Source organism: uncultured Cohaesibacter sp. (assembly GCF_963556055.3).
In the GTDB taxonomy this organism is placed as follows: domain Bacteria; phylum Pseudomonadota; class Alphaproteobacteria; order Rhizobiales; family Cohaesibacteraceae; genus Cohaesibacter.
Map to the genome: position 1 here is coordinate 822,002 of NZ_CAUVYE020000013.1, position 17,906 is coordinate 839,907.

General features: G+C 52.0%; 14 protein-coding genes and 2 rRNA genes. 4 read left to right on the forward strand and 12 right to left on the reverse strand.

Annotated elements, in window-relative coordinates; genetic code table 11:
• Nucleotides 1-236 precede the first annotated feature (236 nt).
• Entirely contained in the window at nt 237-1,325 is a 1,089-nt protein-coding gene (locus ACHZB8_RS12425) for a TRAP transporter substrate-binding protein (RefSeq protein ID WP_316860707.1), read from the reverse strand.
• Between the two features lie 129 nt (nt 1,326-1,454).
• Here ACHZB8_RS12425 and ACHZB8_RS12430 point away from each other — a divergent pair, with 129 nt between their 5' ends.
• Together ACHZB8_RS12430 and ACHZB8_RS12435 are read left to right on the forward strand one after the other, a co-directional pair.
• Nucleotides 1,455-2,852: a cache domain-containing protein gene (locus ACHZB8_RS12430; RefSeq protein ID WP_316860708.1), complete on the forward strand. Its 1,398-nt coding sequence runs from the start codon at nt 1,455-1,457 to the stop codon at nt 2,850-2,852.
• 146 nt (nt 2,853-2,998) lie between these two features.
• Entirely contained in the window at nt 2,999-3,661 is a 663-nt protein-coding gene (locus ACHZB8_RS12435; protein ID WP_316860709.1) for a response regulator transcription factor, read from the forward strand.
• 25 nt (nt 3,662-3,686) lie between these two features.
• On the opposite strand, the gene ACHZB8_RS12440 is transcribed toward ACHZB8_RS12435, so the two are convergent.
• From ACHZB8_RS12440 to ACHZB8_RS12455, 4 genes are all read right to left on the reverse strand, one after another.
• Nucleotides 3,687-4,796, reverse strand: coding sequence for a hypothetical protein (locus ACHZB8_RS12440; RefSeq protein ID WP_316860710.1), 1,110 nt, complete (start codon nt 4,794-4,796; stop codon nt 3,687-3,689).
• Nucleotides 4,787-5,452, reverse strand: a complete 666-nt coding sequence (locus ACHZB8_RS12445) for a DUF1007 family protein (RefSeq protein WP_316860711.1) — start codon at nt 5,450-5,452, stop codon at nt 4,787-4,789. Before ACHZB8_RS12445 ends, ACHZB8_RS12440 begins: the two co-directional genes overlap by 10 nt.
• A gap of 227 nt (nt 5,453-5,679) precedes the next feature.
• A complete protein-coding gene (locus ACHZB8_RS12450) occupies nt 5,680-7,926 on the reverse strand; it encodes a heavy metal translocating P-type ATPase (protein ID WP_316860712.1) in 2,247 nt (748 codons plus the stop codon).
• A gap of 69 nt (nt 7,927-7,995) precedes the next feature.
• A complete protein-coding gene (locus tag ACHZB8_RS12455) occupies nt 7,996-8,781 on the reverse strand; it encodes a creatininase family protein (protein ID WP_316860714.1) in 786 nt (261 codons plus the stop codon).
• Between the two features lie 134 nt (nt 8,782-8,915).
• Between ACHZB8_RS12455 and ACHZB8_RS12460 the strand changes: the two genes are divergently transcribed.
• Nucleotides 8,916-10,094, forward strand: a complete 1,179-nt coding sequence (locus ACHZB8_RS12460) for a pyridoxal phosphate-dependent aminotransferase (RefSeq protein WP_316860716.1) — start codon at nt 8,916-8,918, stop codon at nt 10,092-10,094.
• 94 nt (nt 10,095-10,188) lie between these two features.
• On the opposite strand, the gene ACHZB8_RS12465 is transcribed toward ACHZB8_RS12460, so the two are convergent.
• The gene (locus ACHZB8_RS12465) at nt 10,189-10,323 is read right to left on the reverse strand and encodes a hypothetical protein (RefSeq protein ID WP_316860717.1); all 135 of its coding nucleotides are present in this window, start codon (nt 10,321-10,323) and stop codon (nt 10,189-10,191) included.
• Between the two features lie 112 nt (nt 10,324-10,435).
• Between ACHZB8_RS12465 and ACHZB8_RS12470 the strand changes: the two genes are divergently transcribed.
• Nucleotides 10,436-11,338, forward strand: coding sequence for a LysR family transcriptional regulator (locus tag ACHZB8_RS12470; RefSeq protein ID WP_316860719.1), 903 nt, complete (start codon nt 10,436-10,438; stop codon nt 11,336-11,338).
• A 102-nt stretch (nt 11,339-11,440) separates the two neighbouring features.
• On the opposite strand, the gene ACHZB8_RS12475 is transcribed toward ACHZB8_RS12470, so the two are convergent.
• The 6 genes from ACHZB8_RS12475 to ACHZB8_RS12500 all read right to left on the reverse strand — a co-directional run.
• Entirely contained in the window at nt 11,441-12,718 is a 1,278-nt protein-coding gene (locus ACHZB8_RS12475) for a uracil-xanthine permease family protein (protein ID WP_316860721.1), read from the reverse strand.
• 311 nt (nt 12,719-13,029) lie between these two features.
• Nucleotides 13,030-13,866 (reverse strand): S-formylglutathione hydrolase, encoded by an 837-nt coding sequence (fghA, locus tag ACHZB8_RS12480; protein WP_316860723.1) that lies wholly within the window; start codon nt 13,864-13,866, stop codon nt 13,030-13,032.
• Between the two features lie 152 nt (nt 13,867-14,018).
• The gene (locus tag ACHZB8_RS12485; RefSeq protein WP_316860725.1) at nt 14,019-14,756 is read right to left on the reverse strand and encodes a hypothetical protein; all 738 of its coding nucleotides are present in this window, start codon (nt 14,754-14,756) and stop codon (nt 14,019-14,021) included.
• Nucleotides 14,757-15,109: 353 nt separating this feature from the next.
• Nucleotides 15,110-16,468, reverse strand: coding sequence for a TIGR00366 family protein (locus ACHZB8_RS12490; RefSeq protein ID WP_316860727.1), 1,359 nt, complete (start codon nt 16,466-16,468; stop codon nt 15,110-15,112).
• A gap of 733 nt (nt 16,469-17,201) precedes the next feature.
• Nucleotides 17,202-17,316 (reverse strand): 5S ribosomal RNA (gene rrf / locus ACHZB8_RS12495).
• Nucleotides 17,317-17,481: 165 nt separating this feature from the next.
• Nucleotides 17,482-17,906 (reverse strand): 23S ribosomal RNA (locus ACHZB8_RS12500); the annotation flags it as partial.

The window sequence follows — 17,906 nt, forward strand, 5'->3', positions numbered from 1 at the left end:
TAAACTCCTGTCCGCGACCGGGATGAAACAATGATTCAACAGCAATCCGATAAAATTGCCAGCAGGGAGGTCGGGACCTTTATTGGTTGACATACACAACCCGGTCGATGTCATCAACCCGACAGTGGCTGTCAAAGATGGGGAATCCTCAATTTGTTCTGAGAAAAGCAATAGAATATTGAGGTAGAAAGTCGCTCTCCCCAAAATGGGGAGAGCCGGGTGGCAAGATTGACAATCTAGCCAAGAATGCGATCACGACCTTCCATGAAAGGACGTTCCGTGATGCGAAGCCAATCGCCCACATTTTTACGAGCTTTCAGATAGCTCTGGTAAATGCGGCCGGACAACTCGTCTTCTGCACCGAATTCTGCAACAACCTCTTCGCAGACGCGACCGATTTCATCGTAGACATCCTGCGGGTAACGTTTCAGCTGCACGTGATGCTTGTTGACCAACTGCTCGAGAGCAGCACCGTTGCGAGCATTGAATTCGGTCGTCAGCAGATTGTCTTCTGCCAGACAAGCCGTTTTCAGCATGGCCTGATCGGCTTTCGAAAGATCATTGAAGAGATCCAGATTGATACCGAGGGAAATGCCGCCGCTTGGTTCGTGGAAGCCAGGATAATAATAGAATTTGGCAACCTTGTAGAAGCCCAGTGCCAGATCATTCCATGGGCCGACAAATTCTGTCGCGTCGATGGCGCCGGTTTGCAGAGCCTGGAAGATTTCACCACCAGGCAGGGAAACAGCAGAGCCGCCCAGACGACGAAGAACTTCGCCACCGATGCCCGGAATGCGCATTTTCAGACCTTTGAGATCTTCAACGCTGGTGATTTCCTTGTTGAACCAGCCACCCATCTGAGCGCCGGTGTTGCCGCAAGCAAAAGACTTGATGTTGAATTTGGCTGCAAGCTCATCCCAAAGCTCCTGACCGCCTTCATGATAGATCCAGGAGTTGAACTCAGCAGCAGTCATGCCCATCGGAACAGTGGTGAAGAAAGCAAGAGCCTTGCTTTTGCCAACAAAGAAATATTCAGATGCATGATAAAGATCTGCGGTGCCGTTCATCACGGCATCATAAGCTTCATAAGCAGGCACCAGTTCCCCTGCCGAATAAAGCTTGACGGTGATGCGACCATCGGTCAAGGCGCCCAGATTGTCAGCAATACGCTGAGCACCGGTTCCAAGGCCCGGGAAGTTTTTAGGCCAGCAGGTGACCATTTTCAATGTGCGCTTACCCTGTGCATAAGCGGGCGCTGCAAGCGTGCTTGCAGCTGTCGCTCCGGAGACAAGGCCAGCCGTTTTCAAAAAATTACGACGATCCATGAAGGATTCCTCCTTGAGAAAATTTTTTTAATTTGGACTGCACTTACCAGAATGGTTCAATTTGACAGCGGTAGCAACCAATGCCCAATTCCTCTATTGATAGGAAAGACAACAGTCCCGAGGCGGTACATGAGCAAGAAACAACCACAAAATGGGCGATATGCCAACGGAAAATTATCTTTTAAGCTCAAAATTTTGCTGATTGCTGTCCTGCCCATCATTCTGATTTCGGGAATAACCGGATGGGGCATCCATATCGGAGCCAATCGGTTCATCGACAAAGAGATAAGTCTGATCAGAGAGCGCGACATCAAAACGCGCCAGAGGGAATTGAAAAACTACATTTCCATGGCTTTGACTGCGATCAGGCACGAATATTCAGATACCTCAAAAAGCCAGGAAGAAGCGCAAAAAGCGGTTCGACGAATCCTGCACAATCTCACCTATGGCGAGGACGGATATTTCTTTGCCTATAACCGAGCAGGAACGAGTCTTGTCAACGCACCCTCACCTTATCTGGTTGGAGAAAATCTCTGGTACAAAAAGGATGAACAGGGCCGCTTTTTCCTTCAGGACATGATGAAGAAAGCCATCGATGGTGGCGGCTTCTACACCTATACCTGGCCAAAGCCCTCCACGGGAGAGAGAACAAAAAAGCTGGGATATTCGATATTGTTGCCAAACTGGCGATGGATGATCGGAACGGGTGCCTATCTGGATGATATCGAGCACGAAATGGTGATCGTCAAAAGGGACATTCTGAACCTCACCCGACAAGCCGAACACATGTTGTTCATCGTGACCCTGGCGGTGATTGCCATCACAGCCCTGGCCATCGGAGTTTTGCATTTCAGGGAACACAGACTGGCAGACGAGAAGCTCAAGGAGCTGACAACGCGCATCGTGGAAATTCAGGAAGAGGAGCGAAAACGCGTATCCAATGAGCTTCACGACGGCATCAACCAGTTGCTCGTCAGCATTCGCCACCGGCTTGAGCTTTCGATCGACCAGATCAACAAACCTGAAAAGGCAATGCCCCTCATTGTCAAGAGCCTTTCCATCCTGGATAACTCGATTGCCGATATCCGCCGCATATCAAAGGCGCTGCACCCCTCGGCTCTGGTCAATATCGGACTGTCCGAAGCCATTAGCGAACTGGGGCAGGAATTTCAGGAAAGCTCGCAAATCCGAACTGAAGTCTTCACCGATCAAATCGATGATCATCTGTCAGAGCAGGCAAAGCTATCTCTCTACAGGGTGACACAGGAAGCATTGTCCAACATTTCCCATCATGCGTCGGCCAGCTTTGTACGGATCGAGATGACGGTACAAAAACCCAATAGGAGAGTCTGTCTCAAGATTGCGGACAATGGCGTCGGAATGCAAAAACAAAACCGCAAGACCGGTGGCACTGGCCTTGGATTGAGAAACATCTTCGAGCGTGTTGAAAGTCACGGGGGATCATTGACAATCGGCAGAAGCCAATTGGGCGGTTTTGAACTCATCGTCCTGCTTCCACAAACATGAACAATTCAAGCATCTTAGGCCCCATCAACAGATTGCTTTTTATACAAGATTTTTTGCCGGGGTGACCTTGCCAACCGGTTTGACTATTGCGATTACTATATTGATTTGCCCTGTCCTGTTGGTCGTAAAATGGAACAATCTGAACCATGAGTGACACCATTCGCATCGTTATCGCTGATGACCACGCCTTAGTGAGAGACGGTATTCGAGCGCGCCTCGAGCTTGAAAACGGATTTGAAATCGTCGCCGAGGCAGCGGATGGATTTGAGGCTCTGGACAAGGTTCGCCAGCTTCACCCGGACATCATCATTCTCGACATTTCGATGCCCAGATGCAACGGTCTGGAAGCGGCCGAAATGATCCGCAAGGAGGCACCGGACTGTCGGATCCTGTTCCTGTCCATGCATGACAACCCCGAATATCTTCGAGCCGCGATAAAAACAGGAGCCCACGGCTTTTTGCTCAAGGATATTGCAGCCCATGACATGTCCAGAGCGATCCACACGATCGCTACAGGCGGCTATTCTTTCTCGAAAAACACGCCATTTGAGCAAGTCAGGGAGGAAGTCAACGCCCAAACCAACCCATACAATCTGACAGAACGGGAGCTAGATGTCCTCAAGGGCATAGCAATGGGCAAGGCCAACAAAGAAATTGCCAGCGATCTCGGGATCGGAGTGCGAACGGTCGAAAGTCATCGCCAGCGCATGAGAGAAAAACTCGGGGGAGGCAATGCCGCCCATCTCACGCACATCGCAATGGAACTCGGACTGGTCTACAGTTCACTCGGCAATGAATTCAAGCGCTAAAGCGCCAAGCCCCAAAGCGCTACTCCTAAAGCAGGTTGGCCAATAACAGCACCCCGCCAAAGGCAAAAACAACCAGCCCTGCCACAAACAGAACAGACGCGCCAAACCAGTCCAGAACACGGTTTGAAAATCCGCGATCCACGATCATCTGGGAAAAGGATCTGGCATAAACCGCCATAAGCGCAAGCAGCGCGACAGTCAGCCCGGTTCCCAATCCCATCGCATAGGATGCCAAAACCCCGGCCCAGAAGACCTTTTGAGACAAGGCAAAGACGAGAACAATCAAGGCCCCAGAGCAAGGCCGCAGTCCCATTGAGAAAATCGCAAGGGCCATCCCGCGAAACCCGTTGGCGCTTTCAATCACCTCAAGCGTCGGCGAGTGGGAATGACCGCAGCTGCATTCCCCCTGTAGGTCATGGCTATGGGCATGGCTATGGGCATGATCGTGAGCGTGGCCATGATCAAGATGTTTGTGACTGTCCTCATGATCGGAATGCAAGGGACAGCTCTCCTCATGGGTATGAGATCTCGACGCCCATGCCAGCTTGAAGGCCCTCCAGGCCCGCATAAGCAGCCAGATCCCCAAAATGACAAACAAGCTGTAGGAAGCCAGCTCCAGAAGCTGGGCTGTCTGAGTAATCACCATCGCCGTCATGTTGAGAATGACCGCCGCAATGCCAATGAGCAACACCGCAACACTTGCCTGCACCGCAGCGCCAAGCAAGGCCATGACGGCCCCTTTTCTGGCTGATGCGCCGCTGGCAAACAGATAGGTCGTCAAGATCACTTTGCCATGGCCCGGCCCGACCGCATGAAACAACCCATAGCCAAAAGACAAGCCCAGCAGCAGCAAAAGCGCTGTGTGGCTGGTTTTGACAAGCTTGACCGCATCTTTCAGAGCCAGATAAAATTCCGATTGCCGGGCAATGACATAGCCTTGAATCTGCCCCCAGACGCCTTCTGTCGCAATGGGACCTGTGGTATCTGGCAGCGCAACCCCGAAAGGTGACGTTGTGGCCTGCGCCTCATGAACAACGCAGAAAGACAAGAAAAAGACAAGAAACACCACGAAAAGCGCCGCCCCCTTCAATAACAGGGAACGGAAAAGACTTTCAGACTGAAATCCTATTCGCATTTCAAAATAACCTGGTTGGCCAATGTGGACGTGATTTTCATCAGATATCCCGGCGGCTCACGCTGCCCTTGCGGCACTGTTGCCAACAGGCTCGCGGTTTCCGCATCAAGCTCGGCTGGCTTGATAAGGCGCACATCGCACGACTGCCCGGAATTGCGGACCGAAACCGGATCTTTTTCCGGGAAGGAAAAGTCAACGAAATACGTCGGATCATAAACATCAAGAACCGCTTCCTGACGGGCATCCACATCGGAGAGCACTGGCAGGGTGAAATGCAAGATCAGAAAGCCGTTCTCCGAAGAAAGCCAGTAATCTCTTGGATCGCCAAAAACGGCGTCGGTCGTATCCGGTGCGCCTTGTTCGTAAATATCGGAGAAATATCCAAACTCTGCCAGAGACTCGACATTGACCTCAGCCAACGGCTGCAATTCCTCTCGCGACAAGACGCCGTCATCATCCTCATCCAGCCCCTGGCTTGCAAAGGCGCTGAAGGCCTCATCGAAAGTCCAGCTATGGTTGACCGCTGTCACCTTGTCACCGGTCATGACAAGTTCCGTCTTCACAGAGACCCAGACATGAGGATGCGCTTGAGCCAAGCTGAAAGGCAGGCAACAGCCAACCACAAACGTCACCAGAGAAAGAAGGTTCAATCGCATCTAATCCCCCGCAAAGAAACATGAACGTATAAAAGTCGAACATGACATTCCGAAAATCGATCCTGCCGCGGACACTACTAGATTCCGAGTGGGGCGGGAAGATGTCATTGCGATTTAGTCGCAACAAGATTGTCGCTCCAAATATGTAAAAAAGGAGCGGCAATCGCACGAATTGGCATGGTGTGCCGGTGCGATTGCTTCCTGTTTCTGTTCCTCTTGAATGAATACTAGTCTCTTGCTTTCCAGCGCCGGAGCAAAAGTGCATTACTGACCACGGACACCGAACTAAAGGCCATCGCGGCCCCGGCAATCGCGGGATTGAGAAAACCGAGTGCGGCCAGGGGAATCCCGACAATATTATAGAAAAAGGCCCAGAACAGATTCTGCCAGATCTTGCGATATGTCCGGCCTGCGATGTCGAACGCATCTCCCACCAGATTGATGTCCACCCGCATCAGCGTGATGGCAGCCGCTCCAATCGCCACATCCGTGCCTGACCCCATTGCAATACCGACATCAGCCTTGGCCAGCGCCGGAGCATCATTGAGCCCGTCTCCAACCATTGCAACCACGTGCCCGTCGGCCTGCAAGTCGCTGAGCTTTTCAAGCTTCTGTTTGGGTGAGACGCCACCGATGGCTTCACTGAGCCCCAAATCCTGCCCCACGCGTGCAACGGTCTTTGGCACATCTCCGCTCAACAACAGGGTCTTGAGTCCCCTTGCTTCCAGTTTGGCGACAGCCTCTTTCGCCTCCTTGCGCACCTCGTCCCTGAAACCGAGCAGCGCCGCAAAGGATCCGTCCCGAGCAACAAGAGACAGGGTGAGATCCGTTTCCGCCATGGCCCCGATCACACCGTCCCACTCGGCCAGATCGACGCCATTTTCTTCAAGAAATGCACGTGTACCAATCAAATAGATAGACCCGGCAAGCTTGCCCTCGACGCCCTTGCCGACATGGGCCGTTATGGCCTCGGCTCTCGGCAGAGCTTGACCATATTTCTTGGCATCGGCAACACAGGCCTTGGCCAAGGGATGCTCGCTGCCCGACTGGACCGCAGCAACCGCAAGCATCGTTTCTGTTTCATCCACGCCCTTGGCGAACTGGAGGGCAACGATACTCGGTTTGCCTTCGGTCAGAGTACCGGTTTTGTCAAACACCACATGGCTGACTTTGCCGGCGATTTCCAGCACATCGATATCACGAATGAGAATACCACTCCGTGCGGCAGCTCCAGTTCCGGCAACAAGAGCAGTCGGGGTCGCCAGGCCGAGCGCGCAGGGACAGGCAATGACCAGAACCGAGACAGCAGCCACAAAAGCCGCTTCAAACGATCCCCCCCAGATGATCCACGCAAGGAATGTAAGCACAGCAATACCGATCACCACGGGCACGAAGATCGCAGAAATACGATCCGCCAGACTTTGCATCTTGGCTTTGCCGGTCTGGGCCTGATCAACAAGCCGGATGATCCGGGCAAGCACGGTATCATCACCGATAGCCGCAACATCGAGCACAACAGACCCCACTCCGTTAACCGCACCGGAGATGACCTTGTCTCCCGTTTCGCGCAAGACCGGCTCGCTTTCACCAGATAGAAGCGCCTCATCAAATTCACTGCGCCCCTCGATAATCACACCATCAACCGGCACCACTTCGCCGGGCAAGACCCGCACGTGATCGCCCATCTTGACCTTCTCGATCGGCACCATCTGCTCAGAGGCTCCGTCCTTGCCGAGCAACCGGGCCTCTCTTGGCCTGAGTTCCATCAAGGCCCGCAAGGCATCCGCCGCACTGCGTCGCGCCCGCCCCTCCAGCCATTTGCCGAAAACGATAAGTGTCAGGATCGCCGCTGATGCTTCAAAATAGAGATGACCGACAGAGGCCGCACCAAGCGTGACCACCTGATAGAGCGAGAAAAGAAAGGCCGCGCTGGTTCCCATTGCCACGAGCACATCCATGTTGGCCGATCCGCTGCCGAGCGCCTTTGCGGCTCCTCGATAGAAACGTGCACCAACAACGATCTGAACCAGAGAAGCCAGCACCAGTTGGATCAGCGCAGGCATGTGCCATCCCAGGCCGAGCCAATGTCCAACCATTGGAGCGACAAGAGGAACGGTCAGAACCGCTGAAAACAAAAACAGATAGAAGGATCGACGTTCATCGCGCTCGCGATTTGCATCCACCGCTTCGGCCTGAGCCTGACGCTCCGAGAGGCTTCCCTCTCGCAAGCTGGCACCGAAACCGGTTTTCTCGATCATCGCCTTGATCGCGTCCGCATCAATATCACTGCGGACCTTTATGTCGGCCCGCTCCAACGCCAGATTGACCTGCGCCTCAATTCCCTCCTTGGCATTGAGAACACGCTCGACGCGCGCCGAGCAGGCGGCGCAATGCATGCCACTGATGTCAAATACAAGATTTTGCGATTTGGAAGACCCCGAAGGTGCAGTCACTGTCTGGGTTCTGTCTGTCATGATAAATGGACCACATTAAACTAGAGTATCAAAGTCAAGATACATATAATGCTTCCAGTCACAGGAAGGTCAAGACCCCGGCAAAGGAAATTCTGACACTTCTCTTGCATATTGCGTGAACCCCTCGGCAATATGATCAATAAGCTTTTGCCCCTTTTCCACCGACGCGCTGGACGCATTGCCAACAACACCGTCTTCATTGAGGTCGGTTGCCATCCATCCGAGCGGCTTGCGCCCGTAAAATTGCAAATGCTGATTGGATGTGCTGATCACTTCCTGCTGTGAAGTAAAATTGCTCGCCTTATCCATCGCCACCAGATCGGGTCTCAAGGCAAGCATCAGGGATGTTTCCACCGCCCCGCCATGAATGCCATAGGCGATTTCATCCTCTTTGAACAAACCTTCGGGATAGCCGAACCGCAACCAATTGGTCGCAGAGGCCACCATGCCATGATGCACCCTGAGATCTTGCATCAGGATATCCTGCAAGGGACCATTGCCACCATGGCTGTTGATGACAACAAGCCGCTTGATGCCAACACGCCTTACCGAAAGACACAAATCGGTCCAGTAGGGCAACAGATGCTTCCAGCTTGATGTCAATGTCCCGGCGCCGTTCAAATGCTCCTCGGACCAGCCCACCTGTTGCACCGGCAAAAAGACGAGCGGCAGATCCTGAGGTTTTTTGGCAACGACATGCGAGATATAGCCTTCGGCCAGAATCGCATCTGTACCCGTCGGCAAGTGCGGTCCATGCTGTTCGATCGCAGCAATGGGCAAAACGGCAACAGCCTTTTCGATTTCCTCATCGCAAAAATCATCACGCCCCATCTCGCGCCAGAAAGCCTTGATCATTGACTGGTCCCTCTCATATCTCACCCTCAACTTATCCTCAACAAATGACAATGACCAGAGACGAGAGTGACTTTACGCGTCCTCTCTCACTGCCTATCGTGAGGCAAAGACATCATGACCTTCGAGAGACAGAGATGCTCCATCCCATTCACAATTTCAGCAATCTTGGTGACGAAAACGCTTTCGCCGTTCTAGCCCGAGCCAACCAACTGGCAGATCAAGGCCGCGATATCATAAATCTCGGCATCGGCCAGCCAGATTTCAAAACCCCTCCCCACATCGTCAAGGCAGCCATCACCGCCCTGGAAGCCGGAGAACACGGCTACACCCCCGCAATTGGCATCCCCGCCTTGCGGGACGTTGTCGCAAGCGAAATCAATGGCCGATACGGAGCCTCCATCTCCCCCGACCAGGTCATGATCATGCCCGGTGGCAAGGTGACCATGTATATGGCCATTTCCATGTTTGGCACCGAGGGCGTCGACATTCTCTACCCTGACCCCGGCTTCCCGATCTATCGCTCGATGATCGAATTCACCGGAGCAAGGCCGGTGCCAGTACCCTTGCGGGAAGAAAATGGCTTTGCCTTCTCTGCCGATGAACTGCTCTCGCTCATCACACCAAAGACACGCCTCATCATCCTCAATAGCCCGTCAAACCCGACCGGAGGCGTCACCCCCAGAAGCGAGATCGACAAGCTGGCCAGAGGTCTGGCTGACTGGCCCGATGTCGCGATCCTCTCCGATGAAATCTATTCCCGCATGACCTTTGATGGCCTCGAGCACCAGAGCCTCACGGCCTATCCGGACTTGCAGGACCGCCTCATTCTGCTCGATGGCTGGTCCAAGACCTATGCCATGACCGGCTGGCGGCTCGGCTATTCGGTTTGGCCCAAAAGCCTGTTCGATCACGCGCGCAAGCTCGCCGTCAACTCCTATTCATGTGTGAATTCTGCTGCCCAGTTTGCCGGCATTGCAGCCCTCACCGGCCCGCAAGATGCAACAGAGGCCATGATGGCGGAATTTGACACGCGCCGAAGAGCAGTGGTTGATGCGCTCAATGGACTCCCGAATGTGTCCTGCGTCATGCCCAAAGGCGCCTTTTACGCCTTTCCCAACATCAGCGCCACCGGTTTCAAGGCCAAGGACCTTGCCTCCCGCCTGCTGGAAGAGGCCGGAGTGGCAACCATCGGTGGTCCCGATTTCGGGGTTCATGGCGAGGGCTATATCCGCCTTTCCTATGCCAATAGCCTTGAAAATATTCTGGCCGCTGTCGAACGCATTGGCGATTTCCTTTGCCAGAACCGGCCTTGACAGACTGCCACAAAAAATCAGGCCAAACCGGGGTAAAGTCTAGCGCCCCGTTTTGACCTGATCACCACTCAGACGATGAATTAGCCTTCCTTTTCTAGAGGAACAGCCCCTTCAGCAACTCTGGCCAATTCTCGCATTTTGGAAGCGGGTCCGACTTGCCCGGCCCTTTTGCAAGACCGCTTTCCTGAAGCCACTTAACCCCGAATGTTGTACTAATCCAAACAAGCATGAAGACCTCCTGTCATTGTTGGAGCATCTGCGATACTACGCTCTTGTCCTTGCAAAATAATCCAATAATATCCTATCCTGTTATTCAAAAATGAATAGAGCAAGGAGGCACCATGACCTTTGACTGGAATGCCATTCGGACCTTTCTCCGCGTCGCCAAGACGGGAACCTTGAGCGCAGCGGCTGCGGATCTTGGCCTCTCGCAGCCAACCGTTGGCCGCCATATTTCCCGCCTTGAGGAAAGCCTCGATCTTCGACTCTTTGATCACAATCAATCAGGCTTCGAACTTACCGAAGCAGGAGAGCGATTGCTCGAAGCGGCCAACAACATGGCCCTGTCGGCCGCCGATATTCAACGCCGGGCCAATTCGACCAATGCGGCAAGGGAAGCGGTACGCCTGACCATCGAGGTCCGGCCCTGGTCTTCGCTGCTGCTATCGAGAAATATCGACAAGCTTCTTCCGCCAAGCGGTTCGAGAGAGAGTGCTCGCCAGATAAGTTTCAATTTCCTTTCCCTTGATGAATATCTCAGCATATCGCGCCTTGAAGCGGACATCGCGATCCGAAACCGGGTACCCAAACAAGGCAATCTCATCTCCGTGAAACTGGGATATCTCACTCACCAGATATTTGCGTCCCAAAGCTATTGCGAACAGCATCCCGATGTTTTTGATCCCTCGACATGGGAGGCACATGACTGGGTCGGCTTTGGCCATACCCGACCAAGCTCCCCCTCTCACAAGGTCATTCAATCCATTCTCAATGAACGCGAACCGCGCTATGTGACCAACCAGCTCGACTGCATCGTCGACATGATCGAAGGCAACACGGCAATCGGAGTTCTGCCCACCTGGATTGGTTTCAAGGCCGGTTTTGTTGCTCTCACCGACGAGATCCTCCACCCCAAGGAAGTCTGGCTGGTTTATCACCCTGATCTGAAAGCACACCCGGTCAAACGACAGGTCAAGGACAGGCTACAGACGCTGATCACGGAAACTCTGGCCAAATACTCCTGAGATGAAGGGGCAAGGCAAAGCGTTTGAGCAGGCACCCCATACGAAAAAAGGCCGCATCCATGGGATACGGCCTTTTCTTTGCGCATGAGAATGAACATGAGCCTATTCGGCAGGCTCGACACTCGCTTCAGCTCTTTGCTGCGGCAGGATCAAATTGAGCAGGATCGCGACGATGGCGCAAAGGCCGATACCCTTGATTTCAAATCCGCCATAGCCGACCGACAGCCCACCAATTCCGACGACCAGCACAACCGAGGCAATGATCAGATTGCGAGGCTCGGTCAATTCGTCACCGACCTTGAGCAGGGTTGATACCCCGACCACAGCAATTGCTCCGAACAGAATAACTTCGATGCCACCCATCACCGGCACAGGAATAGTACTCAGCAAAGCATTCAGCGTTCCGGAGAAGGACAGAACAATGGCCCAGATGGCCGCAAATGTCATGATAGCGGGATTGAAAGCTTTGGTCAGCGCAACCGCACCGGTCACTTCTGAATAGGTCGTGTTGGGAGGCCCACCGAAAAAGGCCGCCAGACTTGTAGCCAGTCCATCGCCGAGCAGTGTGTTTTTCAGGCCCGGTTTGGCAAAGAAGTCCTTCTTGGCAACGCCCGAAATAGCCGCAATATCACCGATATGCTCAATCGCTGGCGCAATGGCGACAGGCAAAATGAAGAGAATTGCCTCAAGGTTGAATTCAGGGAAAACGAAGGGGGGCACAGCAACAATCGGCGCAGTCGACAGAGCAGAGAAATCCACCACACCAAACGCAAAACTCGTAAGGTAGCCAGCAACAATACCAAACAGGATCGGCACCAGTCTGAACATGCCCTTGCCAAGCAAGGTCATGATGACCGTGGCACCAACAGATACAAGGGCAATAATCACCGCTTGCTCCAGAGGCACGAGTTGAACCGCTCCATCACTGGTCTTTCCCTGCGCCATATTGAGAGCCACCGGAGCAAGAGAAAGGCCGATCACCATGATGACCGGCCCGACAACAACAGGTGGCAAAATGCGATCAATAATGGATTGGCCCTTCCAGCGCACCAGAAATGACAACAACACATAAACCAGACCGGCAGCAAAAAGCCCCGACATGGTAGCTGGAACGCCCCATGCTTCAACGCCATAGATGATGGGTGCAATGAAAGCAAAGGAGGACGCGAGAAAAACGGGGACAGAACGCTTGGTCACCAATTGGAAGAGAAGCGTGCCGGCTCCGGCAGTAAACAGGGCAACCGAGGAACTGAGCCCGGTCAGAATTGGAACGAGAACCAGTGACCCGAAGGCCACAAACAGCATCTGCGCACCGAGAAGAATTTGACGACCGATCCCTTCCCGGAATTCCGTATCAGTCGAAGAAGACCCTTCAGACATTTTGTTTCCCTTTAAGCCTTCAGAACAGCAGGCCGCAAGACGGAAGGCTCAAACGCAACCACATGGCCAAGACATTGACCCCTTGAAAAGGTCAGACCCATGCGGCTGGCCAGCTGCTTTGATCCAGCCTGCAGGCAACTGGCCAATCATGAAATAAGGATTTGTGGATCGGGACCACTCTTTGACAGATTCTGGTCGTGAAAAGAAGACCCAAGACGGCTCAAATACCCATCAATACGCAAAATGGTTAGGATTTGAGGATAAGTACGCCTTATCGGGTCGATATGTCCCAGCAATGAAACCGTTTGGCCCTACTCGGCCAAACGATCTGCATGCCACTCGAAGTGATCCGCAAGAAAACTTGCGATAAAATGATAGTAATGATCATAACCACCATGAAGACGGAGCGTCAGCTCAACGCCAGCCTTTCGGCAGGCTTTCTCGAAGGCCCAGGGCTCGAGCTGATCCTCGAAATACTCATCCGCCAGTCCCTGATCGATCAGGATGTCGCCTTCCCAGCCTCTCTCCTGAACAAGAAGACAGGGATCATATGCTTCCCACACGCTTTCATCTTCCCCCAGATAGGCCTCGAACGCTTTGCGTCCCCAAACGGAATGGGTCGGATTGCAAATCGGGGCAAACGCTGAAACCGAGTGGAAAAGCTCAGGATGCCGCAATGCCAGCATCAGGGCCCCGAAGCCTCCCATCGAGTGTCCGGTTATGCCAATCGCATCCTCATCAACAGGCAAGGCCTCAAGAAGCAAACCCGGCAGCTCCTTCGTCAGATAGCTTTCCATCTGAAAATGCTCAGACCAGGGCTGCTCTGTCGAATCGATATAGAAGCTTGCCGACTGCCCGAGATCATAATGCTCGTCATCTGGAACCTGCTCACCCCTCGGGCTCGTGTCAGGAGCCACAAAAATCATCCCATGCTTTGCCGCATGCATCTGGGGCAATCCCTGCATGGTAATCTCTTGCCAGCTACAGGTAAGACCCGACAGATAAACAAGAGTAGGGCAGACGAATCCTTCCAGTGCTTCCCTAGGCAGGAACACGGCAAGATCCATATCGGTGCGGGTGGCCTCTGAACGATGCCGATAAACCCGTTGCTCACCACCAAACGACTTCGCTTTGGAAACCAGTTGCATAATGTCAATCTCCCGGCAACGACAGCAGGCACCAACCTGAAAACCACATATATGGCACGCCTCCAAGCGCACCATGATATGTGGCGCATCTATCGTTTCTGTGACGAATGGATGGAAAGGCTATGAGTGACGTCAAATCACTCAGTTGCCCTTCATTTCTTCTTCTTGCCCAGCAGCTTCAGACGTCCTGCAATCGCAGCATCACACCGACCTGTGGGCCGACGAACGATAAGCTCCTGGGTGAAATTCACATGCTGGCCAATGGGGCCGCCGGTGAAAGCTTCCGTGCCGGCAGGCAAAACCTGCAAGACCGCATAATCTCCACCAGCATCGGTGAAGAGGGCATAAGGCTTGCCTGAAACCATCAGACCAATCTGGCCTGTGCGAACGGTCGCCATCGTAATCGGCTGTTTCCGACCATCGAAATCCAGCTCTGTCTCGCTTAATTTGAATTTGCGTTTCTTGTCTGAAGCCAAAACCCAACTGCCCAACAGATCTTTCATCTCCGTATCAACCGCGAGACAGGACTTGTTCGCATTTGGAACACTCAGGCGTGTTGCCTCGCCCTGTTCCAGAATTTCGCCGTTCGCGCTCAAACGATAGATCATGTGGGTGTCGTCGATCTTTGCGACATCAACAATGGCAGCAGACAGCCCATTCACATTCAGATTGCGCGCGAAAAACTCGAATCTCTGGCCAGGAATAGATCCCTGTTTGAGATAGAGCCAGGTACCGGGCAGATTTCCGCTGAAAATGAGCCAATCACTCATCACCAGAGGTCTAACGCCCTTGTTGTCTTTCAACTCCCAGACACCGGTAAAGAAGGGCGTATCGCTGGCAGCCTTGACCGGTTCGGAAACCAGCGTAGCAACGAGCACCATCATTGCCATCAGAGACGCCAAACGCGCGTGTAACTTGAAACAAACCAAATCGAAAGCCCTCCCTTGACCAACACCGCAGACTGATGGTTCACCAATCCGCCCGAACACACCTAAAGTCTCCTATCCTTTTGACAATTTGGCAATGCTCCGTTTGGCCTCCTCATTAAAATAGTCGGCATTGCGCGGACAAACTCGGAAAAAACACACCAAACGCCCATTCATTTTCGTGCATTCCAGACAAGAAGCGACAGCCAAGCACGAGAATCGGATTGTCAGTTTCAACTCACGACCAAAGGCTGAACGAGAAAAGGGCCCTCGATCAACTCGAAGGCCCTTCGTTATTACCGATTCTCTTTGTCGCCCTATAAGATCATGGGCAAAACGATCAGCCCAATGGATGTGGCTACAAACCACATGAACCAGATGAAGGCCATGAAGCCCCAAACCTTTTTGAGCTCGATATCAACGAGCGCGAGCGCCGGAATGATATAAAGAGGCTGAATAAGGTTGGTTGCTTCATCGCCAAGCATGAAGGCCGTCACGATGGATGGCATGTGAGCATCAAAGGCTTTGGCTGCTTCAACCAGAATTGGCCCCTGAACGATCCACTGACCACCTTGAGAAGGCACAAACAGGTTGACGATGGAAGCAGAAACATAAGATGCCCAATAGATGGTTGTTTCGCTAGCCATGACGATCAGCCCGTTGGCCAGAACACCTGTCAGGCCGGTTTTGGCCATGACACCCATGATCCCACCATAAAATGGAAACTGAATCATGACGTTCGCGGCAAGAACCATATTGTGCTTTACGGCATCAACGAACTTCTTAGGCGTTTTGTAGAGAATGAGGTCTGCAATCAGGAAGATGAAAATGATGAAGTTGAGGCTAAGCCCATTTCCTGTTGCGAAGTGATAGACGATGTAGATCAAACCGATCAATGAAAACACACCGAGTGCAATACGGCTGTTATTCATTTTATCGGCAATGGTTTCATTCGGTTCTTCTTCGCCTTCTTTCGTCAGATTGATTTCGCCTTCAAAGGAAATCACTTCTTTTTCCGGTGGCGTTGTTTTGATTGTTACAAACAGGGTAACAAGGAACAGGATGCCAACCATAATCAAGCCAAGCGGGTTGAACGCAGTTTCCGATACCGGCATAACACCCAATTCATCAATCATGAAATGGTCAGGAGACGCCAGCAGGGCAACAGCTGAAATACTTGGGCAGATTGGCTGAACCATCACCATGCATGCATAACCAGCAGCAATCATCAGAGGAAAATGCACCCTCTTGATATTCTTGGAAAGATACATGGCCAGGACCGGAGACAGGATAGTTCCGAATGCCCAGTTGATCCAGCTGGCGACCGTCGCAAACACGATCAGAATGACATAAGCCCCAACAGCTGACTTCGGAGCACTTGCGATCGATGACAGGATTTTTTCCATTTGCGGAGATTTTGCCGCCATACTGGTGAGCACCACCATGATCGTCATCTGGAACGCAAAAGCGATCATTGACCACAGACCACCATACCAGGCACTGATGATGGCCATTGGTCCTGACGACGTCAGGAAAAATGCCAACACAAACACGATGGCTGTCAAAATCAAAGCAAAAACGAATGACTCTGGAATCAACTTATCCGCAGCAAAGTTGAAATTCTTCGAGAAACGCCACAAAAAGGATCCACGATCCATATTCTTTGCGGTTTCCATACTATCCTCCCTGAGTTGAAGATTCTAGCATCACCACTCGACCGCCCCCATGAAGATCGGGATAATGCATTGAATAGTCTACTTTTTATGGGAAACAGCTCAAACGTCTGAACATAGAATTATCACATGTTAATGCGCCCGAACCACACTGTGGTACAGCCAAAAGAATAGGTAAACAAAGTAATAATTACCCATTTTGAATGTGAAATTATTTTTATAATCAATTCATACCGTTGACTTAGAAAACTGGAAGAATTCAAATTTATAAACAACACGGCAGAAGCAATCATTTCAACCATTTCGGATAGAACAAAGAAAAAAGGCAAACTGTAAGTTTATTATTCGTCAACATTTATTATACGAAAAACGAGATTGACTTGAAAAATAGCTGATATTTCACTTGTCCCAAGTTTGAGTTTTGGAACACTTAGATTATTTTTTTCAATATATTAGATTGTTGACATGTAGCAGAAATATTTTTCCAATTGAATTAATATTCTCCGCATAACTCCCTATAGCATTGCTTCCCCAATTATCTAACGTCCATCCGTTTGTTTCTAAATATTAAAATGCTCAATTCAGAAACAGACAATTCTTACCGAGTAAACACGAATACAAGTGCTTCCTTTCACTATCTTTTCCAATTACTGGTATTGATCAACATTGATTTATTAACGTAAAAACCCCCGGAGATGATTATCTACGGGGGTTTTTATGATCTTGCGCTTAACAGGCCTGGCAGTGACCTACTCTCCCACGCCTTGAGACGGAGTACCATCGGCGCTGAGGAGCTTAACGGCCGAGTTCGGGATGGGATCGGGTTTGGTCTCCTCGCCATAACCACCAGGCCGGTTAAGAGCAAGAATTGAGAAGCTGGTTTGTATTTACGAAGGGATTGAAGCTTTCACCGCGCGTTTGGGACGCTAACGGTGATTTTAACAAATCACCTATCGCTTAGTTTCGGCGTTTTTGCTTAAGCAAAAGACGCCTTGAATGAGTATAGACAAATGAGAGTAATCAAGCCGATTGAGCTATTAGTACCGGTAAGCTTCGCACATTACTGCGCTTCCACACCCGGCCTATCAACGTGGTGGTCTTCCACGGCTCTCAGGGAGAACTCGTCTCAAGGGGGGCTTCCCGCTTAGATGCTTTCAGCGGTTATCCCTTCCGCACATAGCTACCCTGCAATGCGGCTGGCGCCACAACAGGTCCACCAGAGGTGCGTCCATCCCGGTCCTCTCGTACTAGGGACAGCTCCTTTCAATTCTCCTGCGCCCACGGCAGATAGGGACCGAACTGTCTCACGACGTTCTGAACCCAGCTCACGTACCGCTTTAATTGGCGAACAGCCAAACCCTTGGGACCTGCTCCAGCCCCAGGATGCGATGAGCCGACATCGAGGTGCCAAACAATGCCGTCGATATGGACTCTTGGGCAT